This is a genomic window from Burkholderia sp. IMCC1007 (assembly GCF_027257875.1).
Taxonomy (GTDB): Bacteria; Pseudomonadota; Gammaproteobacteria; order Burkholderiales; family Burkholderiaceae; genus Burkholderia.
Genome location: NZ_JAPVQY010000005.1, coordinates 201,088 through 221,907 on the forward strand (window position 1 = coordinate 201,088; position 20,820 = coordinate 221,907).

The window sequence follows — 20,820 nt, forward strand, 5'->3', positions numbered from 1 at the left end:
ACGAATGCAATGCGTCGCGTCGCGCTAGCCGCGGCCGACGTTGCGCTGCTGCTGGCCGGTGCGCTCGCCGCGCAGGCCGCGATGGGGCTGGGATGGCACGACTTGTCTGATGCGCAGCGCGGTGCGATCGCATTGCTGTGCGTGCTGACGGTCGGGTTGCTGCCGCGGGGCTTGCGCGCGGCCCGCGGCGGCGCGTCGACGGTTCGCGTCGAGCCCGTGCTGACGCGCATGGTGGTTGCGATCGTATGCGCGAGCACGCTGACGGCGGCCGGCGCGACCTGGATCATGAACCGCGGCGGCACGATGACCACACGCTGGATCGCACGCACGGTGTTGTCCGGCGACGCGGCGCTGCTGATCGGCCGGCTGGCGCTGTGCGCGCTCACGCTCAGGCGCAGCGATGCGCGCACACGGCAGCGCCGGGTCGCCATCGTCGGCGCGACGGCATACGGACGCGTCGCGATCGAGCGGATGCAGCTCGAACCGGACGGCGCGTTCGCGGCGGCCTGCGTATTCGACGACGATGCGCAGGCCGCGACTGCGTCGGACGCGATCGGCGGCGTGCCGGTGATCGGCGACTGGGCCGAGCTGCGCCGCATGATCCGCGGCGGCGAGATCGATGAAGTGTGGCTCACGTTGCCGATGGCGCAGGAGTGGCGTATCCAGCGCATCGTGCGCGAGTTGCGCGACGAGTTCGTCGAACTGCGGTTGTTGCCCGACGTGCGGCGGATGGCCGTCGTCGAACGCTCGGCGACCGACGTGCTCGGCATGCCGGCGATCAACCTCGCGACCACGCCGCGCTCGGCGCCCGAGCTGTGGGCGAAGTTCGCGTTCGACCGGCTGTTTGCGGTGGCCGTGCTGATTCCGCTGCTGCCGTTGCTCGCGGTGCTCGCGATCGCGGTGAAGCTGTCGTCGCCGGGGCCCGTGTTGTTCAGGCAGCGGCGCAAGGGTGTGGACGGGCGCGAATTCCATATCCTCAAGTTCAGGACGATGCGCGTGCATCGCGCGCAGCCTGGCGTCGTGCGGCAGGCGTCGCGCAACGATTCGCGCATCACGCCGGTCGGCGCGTTCCTGCGCCGCACGTCGCTCGATGAGCTGCCGCAGTTCTTCAACGTGCTGTTCGGCCAGATGTCGGTGGTCGGCCCGCGTCCGCATGCGATCGAACACGACGACTTCTATCGGCAACTGATCGACTGCTACATGTATCGCTACCGCGTGCGGCCCGGCATCACGGGATGGGCGCAGGTGAACGGCTATCGCGGCGAGACGCGCAAGGTCGAGGCGATGGCCGCGCGCGTGAAGTTGGATCTGTTCTACATGCAGAACTGGAGCTTCTGGTTCGACGTGAAGATCATCCTGCTGACGATCGTGCGCGGCTTCATCGGTCGCAACGCATTCTGAGGATCACGAAGTTTCGCCGAATCGAAGGATTGTGCGGTCGAACGTACCGATCGCGGCGACGCAGGTCGACACACTGACGGAATACGAGCATCCCGCGACGCGGGGTGTCTGGCGGCGCGATCGCGTCGCAGCCATCGGAGTGATCATGTCGACGTCGATTCGGGAAGGTCGTGAAGCCGCGCTGCAGGACGGCCGTGCGAAACGGGGCGCCGGGACGGCCGCGCGCGCTGCGCGGCTGAGCGGCATCGCGGTCAACGGAAAATTCACCGCGCAGCGAATGACCGGCGTGCAGCGGGTCGCATATGAATTGACGGCCGAGCTGGCGCGTCTCGCGAATCCCGACGACGTGCCGGCGCTCGTCGTACCGGCGAATCACGATCCGGCGGCATTGCCGGCCGGTGCGCGCGGGCAGGTCGCCGCAGGTTTGCGCGGTGCGCTCTGGGAGCAGTTGACGCTGCCGCGTGCGACGCACGGTCGAATGTTGCTCAGTCTGTGCAACGTCGGGCCGCTCGCGAAGCGCGATCAACTCGTCCTGATCTACGATGCGGCGGTTTTCGACCTGCCCGCCGGTTACTCGGTCGCATTCCGGATGTGGTATCGCTTCGCGTTCTCGGTGCTGAAGCGCCGCGCACGCCACATCGTCACGATTTCGCACTTCTCGCGCGCGCGCCTTGCCGCGACGCTCGGCGTACCGCCTGCGCGCCTGACGGTCGTCCCGGCGGCCGTCGACCATATCGATCGGATCGATCCCGATCCCGGCGTGCTTGCCCGCCTGAATCTCGAGACGGACGGCTACGTGCTGTTCGTCGGCTCGCTTGCGCCCGGCAAGAACCTCGTGCGTGCACTCGAAGCCATGCAACTGATGCGCGCGTCGCACCCGACGCTGCGTTTCGTGATCGCGGGAGGCGCCAATGCGAAGATCTTCGGCGGCAGCGTGCCGGGCCTGCGCGCCGACGATCCGTACGTGACGTGGGCGGGCTACGTGACCGATCGCGAACTGAAGGCGCTGTACGAACATGCCGGCTGCTTCGTGTTTCCGTCGCTCTATGAAGGCTTCGGGCTGCCGCCGCTGGAAGCGATGCGGTGCGGCTGCCCGGTGATCGTGTCGCACGAAGGGGCGTTGCCGGAAGTGTGTGGCGGTGCCGCATTCTTTTGCGATGCGTATTCGCCGCCCGACATCGCCGCGGCGATCGCACGCGTGATGGACGATGCCGACCTGCGCGCGCGACTGCGCACGGCCGGGCGCGAGCGCGCGCAGCATTTCAGCTGGCAACGCTCGGCGCGCGCGCTGCTCGATATCGTGCGCGCGGACGTGTAACGACACATCGATCGCACGAACCGCGTCGGGTATTTGTAAGACCACGTCGTCGCGGCGCCTGCAGGCCGCGTAATCGCGTCCGTCCCCGGTTCCCGCACCTGTACCGTCTCCACGCGTGAGACTGACGACGGTCAACACGCGCCGGTCCATTGGGTTTATCCTGCGTCGCATGCGCCCGCTGCACTGTACGGCCGGGCGCCCCGGTTCACGGCGGGCGGATCGTGCATGCTCGCCGCACATCGGCGCGACAACCTCGCGCCGCATGCCTCGTTGCGCGGAACCCGGAAAAGGAGAGACGGCGATGGCGCTCGACCCACAACAACGGCAGACGCTGCAGCGGCGGCTGACCGAAAACGAGCAGGCGCTGCGCGCGGAGATCCGCATGAGCGAGGACCAGCGCGCGTCGGAGTCCTATGCGGATCTCGCCGGCGCGGCGCCGGACGAGGGCGACGAGGCGAATGCCGATCTGTTCGTCGACATGGATCACGCGTTGATCGGAATGAAACTGGCCGAACTGCGCGCGATCGGCCGCGCGCAGCAGCGCATGCGCGACGGCAGTTATGGCGAATGCATCGATTGCGATGCGCCGGTCGGCTACGAGCGTCTGCTCGCGCGACCGAGCGCCGAGCGCTGCACGCATTGCCAGTCGCTGTACGAGCGTCAGTACGCGACGACGCCGCGCGCATCGCTGTGACGCACGCGCCGCCGCGATATGGGCGTGCCGCGTGCTACACGATGCGGGAAGTCGGTGCAGGATGACCGACGGGCGCCCGCCGCCGTCGACATGCGGCCGCGGGCCGGCAGACGTCGTCGCGTCAGCGCACGGCGCCATCCACGTGGAAGGGAGCCACGCTCATCATGCCGATCCACAATGCCGAGTGTGCCGCTGTCTTCGCCGAAATCGCCGACATGCTCGAGATCCAGGGCGCCAACCCGTTCCGGGTGCGCGCGTACCGCAACGCGGCCCGTACGATCGCCGACTACGGGCGCGACATCCCGACGATGATCGCGAACGGCGGCGATCTCGGCCAGATTCCGTCGATCGGCCCCGATCTCGCATCGAAGCTGCGCGAGATCGCGGCGACGGGCACCTGCGAGCTGCAGCAAACGCTGCGCCAGGCTTTGCCGGGCGCGATCGTCGAACTGCTCGACGTGCCGGGGCTCGGCGCGAAACGCGTGAAGGCGCTGCATGACGCGTTGCATGTCGAATCGCTCGAACAGTTGCGCGCCGAAGCGAAAAGCGGGCACGTGCGCGCACTGCCGGGTTTCGGCGCGAAAACCGAAGCGCACCTGCTCGAAGCGATCGACGATCGTCTGCAACGCGAGCCGCAGCGATTCCTGTTGCCCGATGCCGCGCACTCGCTGATGCCGCTGCTCGCGCGATTGCGTGCGGTACCCGGCGTCGGCGAAGCGGTGGCGGCCGGCAGCTTTCGACGCGGCCGCGAGATGGTCGGCGATCTCGACATCCTCGTGACCGCGCGCGATCCGGCCGCGGTGGCGGACGCGTTCGTCGGCTGCGGCGACGTCGCGCGCGTGCTCGCGCACGGCAAGACGCGCTCGAGCATCGTGCTGCGCAACGGGTTGCAGGTCGACCTGCGGGTCGTCGAAGCCGACGCGTTGGGTGCAGCGCTCGTCTATTTCACGGGATCGAAGCCGCACAACATCGCGCTGCGCCGGCTCGCGCAGGCCGGCGGGCTGAAGATCAACGAATACGGCGTATTTCGCGGCGACGAACGGATTGCGGGCGCGACGGAGGCCTCCGTGTACGAGGCAATCGGTCTGCACTGGGTGCCGCCCGAACTGCGCGAGGATCGTGGAGAGATCGAAGCATCGCGCGGCGGCACGCTGCCCGCGCTCGTCGAGCGCAAGCACGTGCATGGCGACCTGCACGCGCATACCGACGTGTCGGCCGGCCGCGACGCGCTGCGCACGATGGCGGACGCGGCGCGCTCGCTTGGGCTCGCATATCTCGCCGTGACCGATCGCGTGCCACACACCGCCGGCGGCCGCAACGGTTTCGACTGGCTGGCGCGGCAGATCGACGAGATCGACCGCATCAACGCATCGTTCGACGACTTCGTGTTGCTGAAGGGCGTCGAGGCCGGCATTCTCGAGGACGGTAGCCTCGACGTGCCCGACGACGTGCTCGGCCGGCTCGACCTCGTCGTCGGCGCGGCACATGACCACTTCGACCTGCCGCGCGATGCGCAGACCGAGCGCCTGTTGCATGCGATGGACCATCCGCATTTCACGATCCTCGCGCATCCGCTCGGCCGGCTGCTCGGCGAGCGCGACGCATGCGAACTCGACGTGGCGCGCGTGATCGCCGGGGCCGCCGCGCGCCGCTGCTTCGTCGAACTCGACAGCGATCCGCGCCGGCTCGATCTGCCGGACATCTGGTGCCGCGAGGCCGCAAAAGCCGGCGTCGCAGTGGCGATCGGCTCGGATGCGCAGTGCGCGGACGATCTCGACCGTCTCGCCTATGGCGTCGGTCAGGCGCGGCGCGGCTGGCTCACGCGGCAGGACGTGCTGAACACGCGCACGCTCGCGCAACTGCGGCCGCTGCTCGCGCGCACGATGGGCGCGAGCGGCGCGTCGAAGCACGGACGCCCGAAGGGCACGTGATGGCGTGCCCGCACGCCGGCGTCAGTGCAGCACGTCTTCGGCCGGTACGTACGGCAGGCCGAGCGCCAGTGCGACGGCTTCGTATGTGATGTGTCCATCGCACACGTTCAGCCCCGCGCGCAGATGCGGATCCTCGGTCATCGCGCGTTTCCAGCCCTTGTCGGCGAGCGCGAGTGCATGGCCGAGCGTCGCGTTGTTCAACGCGAACGTCGACGTGCGCGCGACCGCGCCGGGCATGTTCGCGACGCAGTAGTGCACGACGCCGTCGACGACGAAGGTCGGTTGCGCGTGGGTCGTCGCATGCGATGTCTCGAAGCAGCCGCCCTGGTCGATCGCGACGTCGACGACCACGGCGCCCGTACGCATCGTCGCGATCATGTCGCGCGTGACGAGGCGCGGCGCCGATGCGCCCGGCACGAGCACGGCGCCGATCACGACGTCGGCGTCGCGCACGGCTTCGTCGATCGTGTGCGCGTTCGAGCAGATGGTCGTGATGCGGTTCGCGAAGATCAGGTCGAGCTGGCGCAGCCGTCCGACGTTCGTGTCGAGCACGGTGACGCGCGCGCCGAGGCCGACCGCCATCTGCAGCGCGCCGGTGCCCACCACGCCGGCGCCGAGCACCACGACGTGCGCGGCCGGTACGCCAGGCACGCCGGCCATCAGCACGCCGCGTCCGCCGCGCGGGCTTTCCAGGTGCGTTGCCGCAACCTGGATCGACATGCGTCCGGCCACCTCGCTCATCGGTGCGAGCAGCGGCAGGCCGCCGCCGGGCCCCGTCACGGTTTCGTAAGCGATGCAGACAGCGCCGGACTTCACGAGCGCGGCCGCCTGTTCCGGATCGGGTGCGAGGTGCAGGTACGTATAGAGGATCTGCCCGCGCCGTAGCATCGCGCATTCGGCGGGCTGCGGCTCCTTGACCTTGATGATCATGTCGGCGCGCGCGAATATTTCGCTCGCGTCGTCGCACAGTGCCGCGCCGGCGGCCGTGTAGTTGTCGTCGAGCAGGCCGATCGCAGTGCCTGCACTGCGCTGCACCAGCACATGGTGGCCATGCCGCGTCAGCTCGCGCGCACCGGCCGGGGTGAGGCCGACGCGATATTCGTGATTCTTGATCTCTTTCGGCACGCCGATCAGCATGAGTCGCCTCCATGGGTATTCGTCATCGTTGCCGCGCATGCGCGTTGCCATGGCCATCGGTCGACGGCGCGTGTCGGCATGGCGGCACGCGGGCGGGGTTCGCGCATGCACGGTTCGATTGCGGTGCTCGAATAAAAGGGTAGTGGTGCGCGGAGCGAAGTCAAGCGACGGCCCGATGCGACGGTCGCGCGCACTGCATCGCAACACACGCGGCATCGCGCATTGCGACCGGACGTCGCAATGCATGTCGCGAGCGCTTTCGGTATCGTCTTGGGTCGTGCGGAACGGGGCCGCACATCGGCGTCTGTCGGCCTCGCCTCGATCCGGCGACACAATGAAACAACGGACTTGACCAACATGATGGGCCCGTATTTCAGCGTGCCGACGCTTTGCGCGATCGCACTCGTTCACGTCTACTGGGCGTTGGGCGGGCGGCTCGGCAAGCGTGCGGCCATTCCTGAGCACGACGGCGTACCGCTGCTGCGGCCGAGTGTGTCCGGCACGCTTGCCGTCGCCGCGGCGTTGCTGGCAGGCGCATGCGCGGTGGCGTCGCGAGCCGGCTGGCTGTGGCCGAACCTGTATCCCGGCGCGATCGCGTTCGCGATCGTTGTGCTCGCACTGATCTTCGCGGTGCGCGCGGTCGGCGATTTTCGCTACGTCGGCTTCTTCAAGCGGATTCGTGGATCGCGTTTCGCGCGGATGGACAGCCTCTGTTACTCGCCGCTGTGCGCGGCGCTCGCGTTGTCGATCGCATCGATGCTGTGGCCGTGGTGAGCGGCGGCCCGCGGATCGCAACCGGCGTGTAACGCGAGGGGCCGGCCAGGGAACGGGCGGGGCGGGGCCGTGATGGCCCGTGATGGACGACGTCGGATGAAGCCGTGCGCGTGCGGGAAAAAGCGCGGGCGTGAAACCGCTGCCCAATCGGGCGGTGCCCGATGCCCAATCGCCCAATCGCCCAATCGCCAGGTCGCCAGGTCGCCAGGTCGCCGAACCGCCGAACCGCCGAACCGCCGAACCGCCGAACCGCCGAACCGCCGAACCGCCGAACGCTCAACGCCCTCCCGAACCACTGTCAAAGCCCCCGTTTTTGTGCATTGCGTCACTCGTTTTTCGATTATTGCGATTTTCGACGCAGTGAATTGCCTCCAACCCTTTGGAAATGGAACCGGTTCCATTTATAATTCGCCGCACTCGTCGCCGGGACCCCGAAATGAGGGTCGTGCACGTTGCGCTTGCCGACGGCTCGCGCGGCGTCTAAGTTGAATCAGGGTCACGGCGATGGCGGACGGACGGCGGCCGACAGGCCGGGTTCGTCCGATCGGACCCGCGAGGAGGTCGATCCGCGCGGCGCTCCGAAACCGGCGCGACGCGGCTGCATGACGGCTCCGCCGCGCCGCGCGCAGCCGGCGCCCATATCGACGTCGTTCGCAGCATAGCAAGAACAAGGACGGCCGGCCGCGTGCGGCATGGCTATCGTGGCGGGCACGCCGCATGCGGAATGCGCGGGCTCGAACGCTCCCCAACGATCAACATCCGACCATGTCCACGCCACCAGACAAACCCAATTCGCGTCGCCGCTTCCTGCGCACGTCGGTCGCGCTCGTGCCGATCGCGTCGGTCGCCGGCTGCGACCTGCGCTCGTCGTCATCGTCCGCCACCACGGCGGGCAATGCATCGACGGCGTCGGCCGGCGCCGAGCGCGCCCCGTACAAGCCGACTTTCTTCGATGCGAAGGAATGGGCGTTCGTACAGGCCGCCGTCGACCGGCTGATCCCGTCCGACGCCGAGGGCCCCGGCGCACTCGAATCCGGCGTGCCCGAATTCATCGACCGCCAGATGGAAACCCCGTACGCGCACGGCGCGACGTGGTACATGCAGGGCCCGTTCCAGCAGGGCGTGCCCGAGCTCGGTTATCAGCTGAAGCTCGTGCCGCGCGACATCTACCGGCTCGGCATCGCGGCGGTCAACCGCTATAGCGAAAAGAATCACGGCAAGGCGTTCGCCGATCTCGACGGCGCGACCCGCGACACCGTGCTCGGCGAGCTGGAGAAAGGCAGTGCGCAGATCGACGACGTGCCGTCCGCCGTGTTCTTCGGCCAGTTGCTGCAGAACACGCGCGAAGGCTACTTCTGCGATCCGGTGCACGGCGGCAATCGCGACATGGCCGCGTGGAAGATGATCGGGTTCCCGGGCGCGCGCGCCGACTTCATGGATTTCGTCAACCAGAGTGGCAAGCCGTACCCGTACGGCCCGGTCTCGATCAACGGAGAGCGTACCTGATGGCCGCAGAAAAGAAGCCGCATGTCGATGCGGTGATCGTCGGCTTCGGCTGGACCGGCGCGATTCTCGCGAAGGAACTGACCGAAGCGGGCCTGAACGTGGTCGCGCTCGAGCGCGGCGAGTATCGCGACACCTATCCGGACGGCGCGTATCCGAACACGATCGACGAGCTGACCTACAACGTCCGCAAGAAGCTGTTCCTCGACCTGTCGAAGACGACCGTGTCGATCCGCCACGGCGTGCAGGACACCGCGCTGCCGTACCGGCAGCTCGCGGCGTTCCTGCCGGGCGAGGGCGTCGGCGGCGCGGGGCTGCACTGGTCGGGCGTGCACTTCCGGATCACGCCGGAAGAACTGCGCCTGCGCAGCCACTACGAAGAGCGCTACGGCAAGAAGTTCATTCCGGAAGGGATGACGATCCAGGACACGGGCGTCAGCTACGACGAGCTCGAGCCGTATTTCGACTTCGCGGAGAAGGTGTTCGGCACGTCGGGGCAGGCGTACAAGGTCGGCGGCAAGGTAGTCGGCGACGGCAACGTGTTCGAGGCGAACCGCAGCGACAACTTCCCGCTGCCCGCGCAGCTCAATACGTATTCGGCGCAGCGTTTCTTCGACGCCGCGAAATCGCTCGGGCTGCATCCGTACCGGCTGCCGTCGGCGAACACGTCGGGGCCGTACACGAACCCGTACGGCGTGCAGATGGGGCCGTGCAACTTCTGCGGCTACTGCAGCGGCTACGCGTGCTACATGTACTCGAAGGCGTCGCCGAACCTGAACATCCTGCCCGCGCTGAAGCAGGTGCCGAACTTCGAATTGCGCTCGAAGTGCCACGTGCTGCGCGTCGATCTCGACGATACGAAGAAGCGCGCGACGGGCGTGACCTACGTCGACCCGGCCGGCCGTGAAGTGCATCAGCCGGCCGACCTCGTGATCGTCGCCGCGTTCCAGTATCACAACGTGCACCTGCTGCTGCTGTCGGGCATCGGCAAGCCGTACGACCCGATCTCGGGCGAAGGCGTCGTGGGCCGCAATTTCGCGTACCAGAACCTGTCGACGATCAAGGCGTTCTTCGACAAGGACACCTACACGAATCCGTTCATCGGCGCGGGCGGCAACGGCGTCGCGGTGGACGACTTCAACGCGGACAACTTCGACCACGGCCCGCTCGGGTTCGTCGGCGGCTCGCCGCTGTGGGTGAACCAGGCCGGCGTGAAGCCGATCAGCGGCATTGCGACGCCGGCCGGCACGCCGCAATGGGGCTCGGCGTGGAAGAAGGCCGTGAAGGACAACTACGCGCATACCATCTCGATGGACGCGCACGGCACGAACATGTCGTATCGCGACGTGTATCTCGATCTCGATCCGACCTATCGCGACGCGTACGGCCAGCCGCTGTTGCGGATGACGTTCGACTGGAAGGACAACGACATCAAGATGGCGCAGTACGTGACGGGGCAGATGAAGAAGATCGCGGAGGCGATGGGGCCGAAGTCGATCGGCGTGTCGACGCGCGAGTTCGGCAAGCACTTCGATTCGCGCGCGTACCAGACGACTCACCTGGTCGGCGGCGCGATCATGGGCACCGATCCGAAGACGAGCGTGCTGAACCGCTACCTGCAGTGCTGGGACGTGCACAACGTGTTCGTGATGGGGGCGTCGGCGCTGCCGCAGGGCATCGGCTACAACCCGACCGGCATCATCGCCGCGCTGGCCTACTGGTCGGCACGCGCGATTCGTGAGCAATACCTGAAAAATCCCGCCCCGCTGGTGACCGCATGAAGAGGACAGTGAATCACTACGCCGCGCGCCGCGTGTCGCGCGCGCTGGCGATCGGTGCGGCATGGGCCGCGTTCGGTTTCGCCGGCGGGTCGGCGTTCGCGCAACCGGCTTCGACGGCGGCGCCCGGCCCGGCGGCTGCCCCGGCCGCACCGGCGGCCCGGTCGGCCGACGCGGACCTCGTCAAGCGCGGCGCATATCTGGCGCGCGCGGGCGACTGCGTCGCGTGCCACACCGCGATCGGCGGCAAGCCGTTCGCGGGCGGACTGAAGTTCGATACGCCGATCGGCGCGATCTACTCGACCAACATCACGCCGGACCCGAAGACGGGCCTCGGCGGCTGGACGCTCGCCGACTTCACCCGCGCGGTGCGCGAGGGCGTGCGCAAGAACGGCGACACGATGTATCCGGCGATGCCGTTCCCGTCCTATGCGCGCCTGTCCGACGACGACGTGAAGGCGCTGTACGCGTACTTCATGCACGGCGTTGCGCCGGTCGAACACGAGAACCGCAAGGTCGACATCGTGTGGCCGCTGTCGATGCGCTGGCCGCTGGCGTTCTGGCGCAAGATGTTCGCGCCGACGCCGAAGCCGTTCGATGCGGCGCAGTACACCGACCCGGTGATCGCGCGCGGCGCGTATCTCGTGCAGGGTCTCGGCCATTGCGGCGCATGCCACACGCCGCGCGCGGTGACGATGCAGGAGCGCGCGCTGACGGACGCCGGCGGGCTCGACTTCCTGGCGGGCGGCGCGGCGATCGACGGCTGGGTGCCGACGAGCCTGCGCGGCGAACCGCGCACCGGGCTCGGCACGTGGACGGAAACCGAGATCGTGCAGTTCCTGAAGACGGGCCGCACGCTGCGCACGGCCGCGTTCGGCGGGATGACGGACGTGGTCGGGCACAGCATGCAGCACATGAGCGACGACGACCTGAACGCGATCGCGCGCTACCTGAAGACGTTGCCGCCGCGCGTGCAGGGCGAGCAGCCGCACGTGTACGACGCGGCTGCCGCCAAGGCGCTGCAGACCGGCGATGCAAGCAAGCCGGGCGCGGCCGTCTATCGCGACAACTGCATGGCGTGCCACCGCAGCGACGGCCACGGCTACACGCGCGTGTTCCCGGCACTCGCCGGCAACCCGGTCGTGCAGGGTGACGATCCGACGTCGCTGATCCACGTCGTGCTGGAAGGCAGCGCGCTCGAGGGCACGCGTACGGCGCCGTCGACCTTTACGATGCCGCCGTTCGGCTGGCGCTTGTCGGACCAGGAAGTCGCGGACGTGTCGAACTTCGTGCGTACGAGCTGGGGCAATAGCGGCGCGCCAATCACGGCCGCGCAGGTCGCGAAGGTGCGCAAAAGCGTGCCGTCGACGCGGCCCGAAGCGCCGCCGGGCGCTCGGTTCCCGCAAGCGTCGCGCTGACGGGAGCGGCGGGGCGCCAGCCCCGTCTGCGGCCCCGTTCGCGCGGAGGTGCGCCGACGTGCGCCCGGGCCGCGCGACGCTGTTCATTTCGCCGGGGTTGTACCCCGCGATGGCGCGCCATTCCGTGAAATTTTCGCGGCGGCGCGCCATTTTTTCGTGTCATCCCTTATCCTTTGGCTCTTGAACCTTACTAAATAGTTACAAGAACTCGGGAGGGGGGATGCCTCATGACGTCAGCCTGATTGCACTGCTCGCGGCCGGTTTCGGTCTCGCGATGATTTTCGGTTACTTCGCTTCGCTGCTGAAGATGCCGCCGCTGGTCGGCTATCTGCTCGCCGGGATCGTGATCGGTCCCGGCACGCCCGGTTTCGTCGGCGACCTGTCGCTCGCGCAGCAGCTTGCGGAAGTTGGCGTGATGCTGCTGATGTTCGGCGTGGGCCTGCATTTCTCGCTCGGCGACCTGCTCGCCGTGCGCAAGATCGCGCTGCCCGGCGCCATCGTCCAGATCACCGTCGCGACGCTGCTCGGCGGCGCGCTGGCGCTGACGTGGGGCTGGAGCGTCGGTGCGGCGCTCGTGTTCGGCCTCGCGCTGTCGGTCGCGAGTACCGTCGTGCTGTTGCGCGCGCTCGAAGGGCGCGGGCTCGTCGAGACGGTCAACGGCCGCATCGCGGTCGGCTGGCTCGTCGTCGAGGATCTCGTGATGGTGCTGGTGCTCGTGCTGCTGCCGCCCGTCGCGGGGCTGCTCGGCGGCACGCCGCCCGGCGACGCGCACGCGGCTGGCGGCAGCGTGTGGGGCACGCTCGGCGTCACGATGCTGAAGGTCGCCGCGTTCATCGCGCTGATGCTCGTGGTCGGCAAGCGCGTGTTTCCGCGGATTCTATGGCTCGTCGCGCGCACCGGCTCGCGCGAGCTGTTCACGCTGTGCATGATCGCGGCCGCGGTCGGCATCGCGTTCGGCGCGGCGAAATTGTTCGACGTGTCGTTCGCGCTCGGCGCGTTCTTCGCCGGGATGATGATGCGCGAGTCGGAGTTCAGCCGGCGCGCGGCCGACGAGACGCTGCCGCTGCGCGACGCGTTCTCGGTGCTGTTCTTCATTTCGGTCGGGATGCTGTTCGACCCGAAGGTGCTGCTCGATGAGCCGCTGCACGTGATCGAGGTCGCGGCGATCGTGCTGATCGGCAAGACGCTCGCGGCGGTCGCGCTCGTGATCGCGTTCCGTTACCCGCTGAACACCGCGCTGACGGTCGGCGCGGGCCTCGCGCAGATCGGTGAATTCTCGTTCATCCTCGCGGGGCTCGGTCGTGCGCTCGGGCTGCTGTCGGCCGAAGGGCAGAGCCTGATTCTCGCGGTTGCGCTGATCTCGATCGCGATGAACACGCTGCTGTTCGCGATGATCGACCCGGCGCTTGCATGGATTCGCAAGCATTCGGCCTTCGCGCGCAAGCTCGAGGCGCGCGACGATCCGCTCGCCGCGCTGCCGATGTCCACGCCGCAAACCCACCTGACCGGGCAGGTCGTGATCGTCGGTTACGGCAGGGTCGGCACGCGGATCGCGCATGCGCTGGACGAGCGGGGCATCGCGTATGTCGTCGTCGAGCAGAATCGCGAACTCGTCGAGAAGCTGCGCGAGGATGGCGTCGCGGCCGTGTCGGGCGACGCGATCGAGCCGATCGTGCTCGTCCAGGCACATATCGCGCGCGCCGGGATGCTGGTCGTCACGCTGCCGGACGTATTCGACGTGCGGCAGATCGTCGAGATCTCGCGCACGCTGAATCCGACGCTCGAGGTCGTGCTGTGCACGAACAGCGGCGACGAGGCCGCGTTGCTGTCGAGCGAGGGCGTCGGCACCGTGTTCATGGGCGAGAGCGAACTCGCGCGCGGGATGACCGAGCACGTGCTCGGCAGGATGGCGAAGCCGGTGGCGGCGGCGCATTGACGGGCGGGGCGGCCTTCCGGCCGTTTACGTCGTTTCCGCCATTTCCGCCATTTCCGCCGACGACGGGCTTGCGACAGCAGGCCCGGGACCGGCAAGCGTGATTACGGAGGAGGCGGCGAAGCAAACGCAGGATGCTTTGCCGGGTACGTCGTGCAGGTGGCGCGGCGGCACTTGGTGCACGAGGTGCACATCGAGTACATCGAGCACATCGAGTACATCGAGTACATCGAGCACATCGAGCACATCGAGCACATCGAGCACATCGAGCACATCGAGCACATCGAGCACATCGAGTACATCGAGCACAAGGCGCACGAGGCGCACGTGGTGCACGTGGTGCACATGGCCCGCATCGCGTACATCGCGCAGCGCCGTCCGGTGGCGTCAGCTTGCCGCCTTTGTCTGCACGGCCGCGCCGGATTGCGCGGCCGTCTTCATCGAAGCCGACGCGTTCGGCTCGGCCACCGTTTTCGGTTGCACTGCGGCCTTCGGCGTCGCGACCGCCTTCTGCTGCGGGGCGGCCCTGGCCGGCGCATTCGGTGCCGGGTCGAGCGGCGCATCGGGCGGCACGCCGAGCAACTGCAGCGAGCCGCTCGTCACCGCCGAGAACACCGGGCCGGCCACCGTGCCGCCGTAGTAGCCCTTGCCGCGCGGCTCGTCGATCATCACCGCGACGATCAGGCGCGGGTGGCTCATCGGCGCCATCCCCGCGAACAGCGCGCGGTACTTGCCCTTCGCATACGATGCGCCGACCTGCTTGCGTGCCGTCCCGGTCTTGCCGCCGATCCGGTAGCCGTCGACGCGCGCGCGGCGCCCCGTGCCGCCTTCGCCGACCGCGAGTTCCAGCATCGCGCGGATCGCCGCCGCCGTTTGCGGCGAGGTCACGCGGTGGCCGCGATGCGCGTCGATCGACTGCTGATCGGTGCCGTTCTTCAACAGCGACACCGGGTGCAGCGTGCCGTCGCCGGCGTACGCGGTGTAGGTCTGCGCGATCTGCAGCAGCGACATCGACAGGCCGTAGCCGTACGCCATCGTCGCCTGCTCGATCGGCCGCCAGCGCTTGTAGCCGCGCAGACGGCCCGACGCGACGCCCGGGAACGTCAGTTCCGGCGCGCGGCCGATTCCGTATTCCTGATACTTGTTCCAGATCGTTTCCGCGGGCAGGTTCAGCGCGAGCTTCGCGAGCGCGACGTTGCTCGATTTCTGCAACGCCTGCGAGACGGTCAGCGCGCCGTGGTTCGACGTGTCGTGAATCACGGCCGGTCCGATCTTGTAGGTGCCCGGCGACGTGTTGATGATCGTGTTCGGCGTGACTTTGCGTTCGTCGATCGACAGCGCGACGACGAGCGGCTTGATCGTCGAGCCGGGCTCGAACGTGTCGATCACCGCGCGGTTGCGCAACTGCTGGCCGGTGAGCCGGGCACGGTCGTTCGGGTCGAAGGTCGGGTAGTTCGCGAGCGCGAGGATTTCGCCGTTCTGCGCGTCGAGCACCACGACGCTCCCGGCCACCGCGTTGTTCTCGAGCACCGCGGCCTTCAGCTGGCTGAACGCGAGCTGCTGGATGCGCCGGTCGATCGTGAGTTCGATCGTCGCGCCATGCTGCGCGGGCACGAGCGGGCGCGTGTCGGACACGATGCGGCCGAGCCGGTCGCGGATCACCTCGCGCTGCCCGGCGGTGCCGAGCAGCCGCGCATTCGCCGCGAGCTCGACGCCTTCCTGGCCCTTGTCCTCGATGTTCGTGAAGCCGACCACGTGCGCGGCCGATTCGCCTTCCGGATAGAAACGCTTCGAATCGGCGATCTGCGTGATGCCGTCGATGCCGAGCTTGTCGAGCCGGCTCGCGGTCTCGGCGTCGATCTGCCGCTTGAGCAGCACGAACGTACGGTCGTTGCGCAGGCGGCGCTTCACTTCCACGAGCGGCATGTCGAGCAGCTTCGCGATTTGCGGATAGTCGGTTTCGGCCACTTGTTTCGGGTTCGCCCAGATTTCATAGGTCGACAGGCTGACCGCGAGCATCGCGCCGTTGCGGTCGACGATGCGCCCGCGCATCGCGTCGAGCTCGATCGTGCGCTGGTAGCGCTTCTGGCCCTGGCCGACATAGAAATCCTGGTTCGCGACCTGCACCCAGAACGCGCGTCCGATGAGCGCGGCGAACCCGAGCGACACCATGATGACGACCAGCTTCGAGCGCCACATCGGCAGGCGCGACGCGAGCATCGGATGTTTGGTCGCGGCTGCGTACGGATCGGCGGGGTGGGTCTTCTTTTTCACGCTCATGCAAGGGCCGGGTCGGGCCGCCTGACGGCGGCTGGGTCAATCGGAATAATGCGATTGTAATAAATGAGTAAACATCGTGTGGGGAAAGTGTCGGTCGGAGGGGAGAAAGACGGGCGTGTCGCCGGGTGACGGATGCAAACGCGGGGAACGGGCGGACGCAGCGCCGTTCAAGGCGCCGGTTGGGAACCAGGACGAATGGCTGATCGCGGATACCGACGGCGCGGATAATTTAACCCGGCCCTTATTAACTACAATGCCGGCAATAAAAAAGCGCCCCGAATCGAGGCGCTCTTATTGCTGAATATCGAAATCAATATCCCTGAAACTGGAATAAACCCGAAAACCGCAGAGGATTACCGTCAAAAATGCCTATCGCGCGACGGATGTAAATCCTTCGTATTCCGGTTCTACCTTGCAATGATCGACCGCCTGTAGTCGCCACGCGCCGGCCGGATGCTCGCCGGCGAGTACGGCGGGACCCTGTTCGCGCTGCGTTGCATTGAACGAAAGACCCTTCAACTGGCAGACGGCGCTACCGCCGTCGGCCGGGCAGAGGGCCATGGCGCCCTCGACGTCCCGGACCTTCCCCCAGCTCGGAAGGTCGATGCCCTGATGTGCTTCGCGCGACCACAGCCCCTCGTCGGTATCGACCCACAGCACTGCGAATGCGTGCCGGGTTGCCGATTCACTGCCATTAATCCGAATAGTGAGGCGCATTGGATCGTCTCCTGAAGAAAATGACACATTCGACCGTTTTGGTTTGACCAGTCTAGATAGACTGACGCGAAACGCAAGCGATAATCCGCAATAAATCCGAATGAGGGTCTATTGGCGTTTCGTCTGGAACGACGTCTGACGATACGCGCGATTCGGCTCGCTGTGCGCAAACGCAGACGGCATCGTGCCCGGCGTCCCGCGAGCGGCCGCTGACGCGACCGAGACATGCGATGACTAGCCGAAGGGCGCGTCGATGTGTCGCGCCACGACCGGAGCCGACGTGGTGATGTGCCGGCGGGGTCCGCGGGCACCGCAAAGACGGCCCGGAGGCTGTCGGGCCGGACGTTCCGTCGATTTGACGGCGTGCGACACACTCGGACATTCGCGCACAAATCGACACACTTTCACAAAACTTTCGGGACAGACTTGCATGCGTTCAGGCCCCACACTGGGACTTTCCCGATGTGTGCCATGCAGCCCGTCCGTGGCGCGCTGTCGCCGTCGCGTGCCGGACGCGCGATCGACCCGATCGCGGACCGCAAGCCCCCATTCGGGGCGGCCGGGGCGAGCATCGGCTCCGGCCCGGCCCACGGCAGTACAGCCCGGAACGGGCAGCCCTGCGGTCCGGCCGACCCTTCGAAGGAGACTATCGTGCTGATCTGGAAAACCGCGTTGTCGCTCAACTGGCGGACCAGCCTCGTGTCGCCGGCCAGCGCACCGGTCGCGGCCGCCAACGTCAGCCGGCTGGTGCTGACCGGCGCCACCGGCTTCATCGGCAGTACCGTGCTGACCGCGCTCGTCAATGCGGGCTTGCTCGACCGTATCGTGTGCGTCGTGCGCGCGGAGAACCGCGGCCACGCGGTCGCGCGGTTGCGTGAAGCGGCGTTGCGCGCGGGGCTCGCGCCGTACTGGGCGTCGCGCCTGGGCGATGCGAACGTGATCGTCGGCGCGCTCGGCGACGTGTGGCAGGGCGCCGATGCGTCGCGTCTTGCCGGCGCGACGCACGTGATTCACTGCGCGGGCCATGCATCGCCGGCCGACGGCGCACACCTGCGGGCGGACATCGCCGACTCGCTGTCCTTCGCCGCGCGGTTCGCGCATGCGCCGCGGCTGCAGCGTTTCGTGTACGTCGGCACGGCCTATGCGCATGCGGGCCGTGGCGGGATCGTGCATGAGGATGTCGCGACCGACGCGGCGCGCGACGACGAACGGCTGCCCGGGGCGGTGCTGGCGGCCAGCTACCTGCATGCGAAGGCGCAAACCGAACAACGCCTGCGCGAACTCGGGCTGCCGCTCGTCGTCGTGCGTCCGTCGCATGTCGTCGGGCACACGGTGCTCGGCACGCGGCCTGCGCCGAATTCGTTCTGGATGTTTCGGGTCGCCCATGCGGCGCGCCGTTTCCCGGCACGGCCGATGACGCGCATCGACATCGTGTCGGTCGACGACGTCGCGCGCGCGACGATGCTGCTCGCCGTGAAGCCGACGCTGATGCACGACGTGTATCACGTGTCGGCGGGCGACGAGGCGCCGCAGGTCGCGCAGATCGTTCGCGCGATGGACGAGGCGGCGGGCATGACGGGCGCGCCGCGCTACGCGGCCTGTGCACCGGCCGAGCTGCCGCTCGTCGTGCGTGACGTGCTGGGGCGGCCCGATCCGGGGCTCGAGCGCGTGATCGGCCGGGCGCTGCAGCGGTGCGCGGAATTCGCGACGGTCGATCGCGTGTTCGACAACCGTCGCGTGCGTGACGAAATCGATTTCGAACCGTTGCCGTTCATCGACTACGTCGAGGAGTGCATGCGGACGTCACGCGGCGTCGCCGTGACCGAGTTGATACGCGGCGCGCTGCAGTGAACCGGCGCGAGTCGAGTCAGGCAGACGGCTGGCATGCGCGATGCAGCGGCGCCGCCGGTTACTAGTCACCAGCCACCGCCAGCCACCGTCAGCCACCGCGCGGCAGCGATAGGCGCTAGGGCGCGTTGCCGAGTTCGATCAGTCGGTCGAGCGCGCGATAGACGTCGTCGAGGCCGTCCGCGCCGAAGCGCGCTTCGAGTTGCCGATACTGCTCGTCGATGCGCGGACCGATCTCCGTCACCAGATTCCTGCTTTGCGGCGTCAGGCTCACCAGCAGCCGGCGCTGATCCTCCTGAGCGCGCGTGCGCGTAATCAGCCCGTCGCGCTCCATTCGTTCGAGCACGCCCGTGAGGCTTGGGCTCAGGATGCAGCAGCGGCGCGCGATCTGGCCTGCTTCCAGCGCGTGCGCCGGTTCGCCGTCGAGCACGCGGATGATCCGCCATTGCTGTTCGGTCAGCGCGAATTCCTTGAGGATGGGGCGGAACAGGCCCATCAGCGTTTCGCGGGCCTCGAGCAGGAGCATAGCCAGATTGCGATGGTCGAGCGTACGGTTCATCGGGTCGGGAGGAGGCGGGGGACGCATCAATCTTAACAGCCGGGCGGTGATGAATTTAATGGATACGGGTAATCGAGGTTGCCGGCAGGCGATTGCGTATTTCATATGTTAATTATCTGCGATGTGCGGCGCGCGGAGGGCCGCTCGCGAGCGCGTAGCCGTCGGCAGCGCCGTCCCGCGCAAAGCGGCATCGGCGTCCGGCAGTTTTATAAGGTCGTGATCGCTGAGCTCGCGGACGGCAATGCCGTCAAGGTCGTGCCCGTTCATGCGGAATTGACGGCACAGGAGGCAGCCGATCTGCTCAATGTGTCCCGCCCGCATCTGATCAAGCTGCTGGAATCGAATGCGCTGCCGCATCACAAGACCGGCAAGCATCGCGGTGTGCGCTTTTTCGATCTGATGCGGTACAAGGCGGAACGCGATCAGGCGCGCGCCGATGCGGTGGAAGAATTGAGCCCGCAGGCGCAGGCGTTCGGGATGGGCTACGAATGACGCGTTCGCCATTCACGGCGGTCTACGATGCCTGTGTGCTTTACCCGGCGCCGCTACGCGATTTCCTGATGTGGCTCGCCCACGAAATCACGGATAGGTCCTACGGCATCGAAGCGCAGCATCCTGACGTATTCGTCGACAATCTCTTCGATCTCCAGCCAGCTGCCGTTGTTGCTGCTGCGCGCCGACAACGCGAGACCCTCAAGCATCCCCCGCTCGGAGTGGATCGCTACCTCGAAATCCTGCAGCGATCAGGCATGGTCCAGACTTGCAAGGCGCTCGAAGCCTATCGGGCGATTCTCTGAGCAGATCGACCGGTACCTCGCACATCCATGCGAGTGCACGAAAATTGGCCCGCCGCGATGCGGAGGACAACGCGCCCCAAGCCGTGCTCCCCTCCGCTTCATCACCCGCGAACGTCAAAATCTCGAGCTCCCTAGTTCTGCGCTGCGTCTGCTGATGACGAGTTCGCTGTTTACAGTTGTCAACAATGTTTGTGTGCATTATCCCGGCGGTGCCGAATTGAAGCATTGTTCATTCCGCATCGCGCGTTCGAATCGGTCGGGATGGCAACGTGAGCCCGGTTACGCAATCGCGGCTCATGCTGCGTTCACACCACAAGGCGCGGCGACTCAGCGGACTGCGAACGTCTGGCCGACGTGACGTACCGATCGTCACGCTCCCCGAGACCGGCCAGGATGACGTAATGGAAGCCGATTTCCTGCTGTCGCAAATCGCCCGGCTCGACCGGCCGGCCCGCTTCGGTGCGACGCCGCCCGATTCACTGTTGGCGACACCCGGCAACCCGCGCCGGCTGAATGCAACATGTCGTCGTCTCTGACAATTCGATTGTCCGACCGTGCCAGCGGGACGAGAACGGTGTCTTCTCACGGGCAAGCTGGTAATCGCCGTTCCATTGACAGCCATAAAAGGTCGGCCGTAAGGTCGATTTCCCGAGGTGGCTGAAAGGCTTGTGTAATTTCATGGATGCCCGTTTGCGTGCCGTGGGCCAGCGCGGCATTTCGACAGGCGTGGGT

The 20,820-nt window shown here is 67.2% G+C and carries 18 protein-coding genes; 13 read left to right on the plus strand and 5 right to left on the minus strand.

The genetic code is table 11. The features are described from left to right. Positions 1-9: 9 nt before the first annotated feature. From O1Q03_RS07710 to polX, 4 genes are all read left to right on the plus strand, one after another. Positions 10-1,401, plus strand: a complete 1,392-nt coding sequence (locus O1Q03_RS07710; RefSeq protein ID WP_269502569.1) for an undecaprenyl-phosphate glucose phosphotransferase — start codon at positions 10-12, stop codon at positions 1,399-1,401. Between the two features lie 145 nt (positions 1,402-1,546). Then, positions 1,547-2,719 carry a glycosyltransferase family 4 protein gene (locus O1Q03_RS07715; RefSeq protein ID WP_442865762.1) on the plus strand — a complete coding sequence of 391 codons (1,173 nt, stop codon included), beginning with the start codon at positions 1,547-1,549 and terminating at the stop codon, positions 2,717-2,719. A gap of 301 nt (positions 2,720-3,020) precedes the next feature. Then, positions 3,021-3,413, plus strand: a complete 393-nt coding sequence (locus O1Q03_RS07720) for a TraR/DksA family transcriptional regulator (protein ID WP_269502570.1) — start codon at positions 3,021-3,023, stop codon at positions 3,411-3,413. Positions 3,414-3,577: 164 nt separating this feature from the next. Further along, the gene (polX, locus tag O1Q03_RS07725; RefSeq protein ID WP_269502571.1) at positions 3,578-5,344 is read left to right on the plus strand and encodes a DNA polymerase/3'-5' exonuclease PolX; all 1,767 of its coding nucleotides are present in this window, start codon (positions 3,578-3,580) and stop codon (positions 5,342-5,344) included. A gap of 21 nt (positions 5,345-5,365) precedes the next feature. Here polX and ald read toward each other — a convergent pair whose 3' ends face one another. Continuing rightward, positions 5,366-6,481: an alanine dehydrogenase gene (gene ald / locus O1Q03_RS07730; protein ID WP_269502572.1), complete on the minus strand. Its 1,116-nt coding sequence runs from the start codon at positions 6,479-6,481 to the stop codon at positions 5,366-5,368. Positions 6,482-6,838: 357 nt separating this feature from the next. Here ald and O1Q03_RS07735 point away from each other — a divergent pair, with 357 nt between their 5' ends. The 5 genes from O1Q03_RS07735 (at position 6,839) to O1Q03_RS07755 (ending at position 13,890) form a co-directional block, all read left to right on the plus strand. Further along, positions 6,839-7,255 (plus strand): DUF3995 domain-containing protein, encoded by a 417-nt coding sequence (locus O1Q03_RS07735; protein ID WP_269502624.1) that lies wholly within the window; start codon positions 6,839-6,841, stop codon positions 7,253-7,255. A 765-nt stretch (positions 7,256-8,020) separates the two neighbouring features. Next, positions 8,021-8,761, plus strand: coding sequence for a gluconate 2-dehydrogenase subunit 3 family protein (locus O1Q03_RS07740; protein ID WP_269502573.1), 741 nt, complete (start codon positions 8,021-8,023; stop codon positions 8,759-8,761). Further along, positions 8,761-10,539, plus strand: coding sequence for a GMC family oxidoreductase (locus O1Q03_RS07745; RefSeq protein WP_269502574.1), 1,779 nt, complete (start codon positions 8,761-8,763; stop codon positions 10,537-10,539). Before O1Q03_RS07740 ends, O1Q03_RS07745 begins: the two co-directional genes overlap by 1 nt. Then, complete coding sequence (locus tag O1Q03_RS07750; protein WP_269502575.1) at positions 10,536-11,954, plus strand: c-type cytochrome; 1,419 nt, start codon at positions 10,536-10,538, stop codon at positions 11,952-11,954. Before O1Q03_RS07745 ends, O1Q03_RS07750 begins: the two co-directional genes overlap by 4 nt. A gap of 220 nt (positions 11,955-12,174) precedes the next feature. Then, positions 12,175-13,890, plus strand: a complete 1,716-nt coding sequence (locus O1Q03_RS07755) for a cation:proton antiporter domain-containing protein (protein ID WP_269502576.1) — start codon at positions 12,175-12,177, stop codon at positions 13,888-13,890. 24 nt (positions 13,891-13,914) lie between these two features. On the opposite strand, the gene O1Q03_RS07760 is transcribed toward O1Q03_RS07755, so the two are convergent. The 3 genes from O1Q03_RS07760 to O1Q03_RS07770 all read right to left on the minus strand — a co-directional run bounded on the left by O1Q03_RS07760 (position 13,915) and on the right by O1Q03_RS07770 (position 16,884). Beyond that, positions 13,915-14,205 carry a hypothetical protein gene (locus tag O1Q03_RS07760; protein WP_269502577.1) on the minus strand — a complete coding sequence of 97 codons (291 nt, stop codon included), beginning with the start codon at positions 14,203-14,205 and terminating at the stop codon, positions 13,915-13,917. Between the two features lie 69 nt (positions 14,206-14,274). After that, positions 14,275-16,167 (minus strand): peptidoglycan D,D-transpeptidase FtsI family protein, encoded by a 1,893-nt coding sequence (locus tag O1Q03_RS07765; RefSeq protein ID WP_269502580.1) that lies wholly within the window; start codon positions 16,165-16,167, stop codon positions 14,275-14,277. Positions 16,168-16,536: 369 nt separating this feature from the next. Then, a complete protein-coding gene (locus O1Q03_RS07770; protein ID WP_269502582.1) occupies positions 16,537-16,884 on the minus strand; it encodes a DUF3564 family protein in 348 nt (115 codons plus the stop codon). A 651-nt stretch (positions 16,885-17,535) separates the two neighbouring features. On the opposite strand from O1Q03_RS07770, the gene O1Q03_RS07775 reads away from it, so the two are divergent. Then, entirely contained in the window at positions 17,536-18,735 is a 1,200-nt protein-coding gene (locus tag O1Q03_RS07775; protein ID WP_269502583.1) for an SDR family oxidoreductase, read from the plus strand. A gap of 115 nt (positions 18,736-18,850) precedes the next feature. Here the strand turns inward: O1Q03_RS07775 and hpaR are convergent, their stop codons facing one another. After that, on the minus strand, positions 18,851-19,291 hold the full coding sequence (hpaR, locus tag O1Q03_RS07780) for a homoprotocatechuate degradation operon regulator HpaR (RefSeq protein WP_269502626.1): 441 nt from the start codon (positions 19,289-19,291) through the stop codon (positions 18,851-18,853). Positions 19,292-19,369: 78 nt separating this feature from the next. Here hpaR and O1Q03_RS07785 point away from each other — a divergent pair, with 78 nt between their 5' ends. The 3 genes from O1Q03_RS07785 to O1Q03_RS07795 all read left to right on the plus strand — a co-directional run bounded on the left by O1Q03_RS07785 (position 19,370) and on the right by O1Q03_RS07795 (position 20,624). Then, positions 19,370-19,783, plus strand: a complete 414-nt coding sequence (locus O1Q03_RS07785) for an excisionase family DNA-binding protein (RefSeq protein ID WP_269502584.1) — start codon at positions 19,370-19,372, stop codon at positions 19,781-19,783. Beyond that, complete coding sequence (locus tag O1Q03_RS07790) at positions 19,780-20,088, plus strand: hypothetical protein (RefSeq protein WP_269502586.1); 309 nt, start codon at positions 19,780-19,782, stop codon at positions 20,086-20,088. Before O1Q03_RS07785 ends, O1Q03_RS07790 begins: the two co-directional genes overlap by 4 nt. 401 nt (positions 20,089-20,489) lie before the next feature. After that, complete coding sequence (locus tag O1Q03_RS07795) at positions 20,490-20,624, plus strand: hypothetical protein (RefSeq protein WP_269502587.1); 135 nt, start codon at positions 20,490-20,492, stop codon at positions 20,622-20,624. Positions 20,625-20,820 lie beyond the last annotated feature (196 nt).